The following is a 1922-nucleotide window of genomic DNA, read 5'->3' as shown; positions in this document are numbered from 1 at the left end:
GGCCGCCCACCGCCTGGAACAGCAATAGAACAACCGCGACGACCACAAACAGAACTCCGCGTTGCATCATCCGTTGGACATGGTGCTGCGCGAAGTCCTTGAGAAGCACACCGGCAGCCACAATGGCAAAAATAGGCCAGATGTGGTCCAGAAAGCGACTTTTCTGGATAGCCTCCGCAATTGCCCCGAAGGGCGCCAACCACCCCGATGGGGCATATCCCAGATCCAAGATCCACATGGACAAACGAACCAAAACCACCGAAAGACTTAAAATAACATTCGAGAGCCCCCATAGGGGATGAAATCCCGCAAAAAAGCCTCCTGCGTCCCAGTTATAGTTCGAGATGGGATACCCGTCAGGTGAGGTCAGCAATGGATCCGAGAATGGGTCGGCGGCCGCCCATGTCGTTGTGTCCCAAGACAGGCTGAGTCCAACAAGCAGAATCAATGTTTTCCAGAATCGCACGAAAAAACCCCCTTCCACTTGGAAGAGGGGGCGAGAGAAAGAATCATCCACTTTTTGGAGTGCTGGAAAAGAGGCGATCCAGACTGCGAGGCAACACCTCGATCTGCATCTCGCCTATTCGGCCCTCGGGATCCCGAACCAGTCCCCTGCCATTTCGGTACTCCGCAAACCGTTTGGTCCACCGTCGAGGGTCTTCATCGGTCATTCCCAGGATTCGAAGGGCGGCCTCCACCTGATCCTGACTCTCCAGGTGCAACAGAATTTTCCACGCGAACAGACCGGTCATATCTTCCTCGTCCGCTCGCGGCAGGAAATCGGTTGCGTTTTGAGTAGCCAGAATCGGGATCAGGTTTTCCGAACGGCTAAACCGCATGGCCTCGTTGATCAGACGCTGCCCTTGCTCAAAACGACGCAGTACCCACGCCTCGTCGATCGCCAGCACCTTGACAACTGATTTGGGCAGGGCCATAAGCCGGCGTAGCCCCAACGTCGCTACGGCATACAGGATCGCGGCAGAATACCGTTCGGTTTCCGTCCACTTTTCCTTAGGCACCGTTTTGTCCGGGAGAGACAGGCCGCGAACGATAGCCGTTACCAAGTCGTGGTCGAAAATCGTCTCTCCCGTGTCCTCGCCAAAAAACAGCCGCCCGATCTCATGATCCGCCATGAGTCGGACCCGCTCCGCAACCAGCCGCGCTTCTTCCCGCTCCTTGATTTCGGGCGTGTTTTCCCCTATTTCCACCAACGCTTGGTGAAACTGCCACATATCCCATCGGTCGCCCTTCAAGACCTGCTCCACCGCCTGGTTAATCACGATCTGCCGCCGATCATCGCCCAGCGGATTGAAAATCAGTTCCATGATCGCCCGGGCGTCCTGGACGTTCCCGACCCGGAACGGGGAAAACCGCGTGTCGGAGTCATACGTGAACCGCAAGATCTGGACGTCTGTCGGAAGTTGCGCCAACGGCTCCGTCTCGCCCTTTGGATCGACCAGGAAAACCTTCGCGCCCCAAGACAGGAGCAAGGTGGCAATGTACTTGAGCGCATAAGACTTCCCGCTTCCCAAGGTTCCCACAAGCATGATTGCGCTCGTGGTGTTCAACTCCTGAGCCGGCCGTCGGGGATCCATCCAGACCGGACGACCGTTGAGAAGCCTTCCCAGCCAAAAGCCGCTCGGATCCCCCAACGACCGCGTGCCAAACGGAACAGCGGCCCCCAATACCCCCGGGTCCATCGGCGTCTCCCACCCCGTCGGCAGATCGTCACCAAACGGATAGAACGCCTGGAACATCCGTTTCATATCCCCCGGGGCCCGCACGAGGGTGTGATAGACTCCGGCGATCTGCTGAAACTGTTCCGTTCGGTGCCGAAGTTCGGAAGCATCCGGCGCCCCCAAAGCAAAAACGGTCGCCATGTGTACCAATGGCTGTCTTGAACGAAGTTTCCGCTCCAGCGA

The 1922-nt window shown here is 57.5% G+C and carries 2 protein-coding genes; both read right to left on the bottom strand.

The genetic code is table 11. From position 1 onward, the window contains the following. On the bottom strand, positions 1–466 hold a 466-nt coding region (locus tag C230_RS0100380; protein WP_026174049.1), incomplete at its 3' end, for a hypothetical protein. A 43-nt stretch (positions 467–509) separates the two neighbouring features. Further along, a partial coding sequence (locus C230_RS0100375; RefSeq protein ID WP_018130122.1) for an ATP-binding protein occupies positions 510–1922 on the bottom strand: 1413 nt, incomplete at its 5' end.

It is taken from the genome of Effusibacillus pohliae DSM 22757 (assembly GCF_000376225.1).
Lineage (GTDB): Bacteria > Bacillota > Bacilli > Tumebacillales > Effusibacillaceae > Effusibacillus > Effusibacillus pohliae.
The sequence above is the reverse complement of the archived record's forward strand: the minus strand, read 5'-3'. Positions and strand labels throughout refer to the sequence as shown.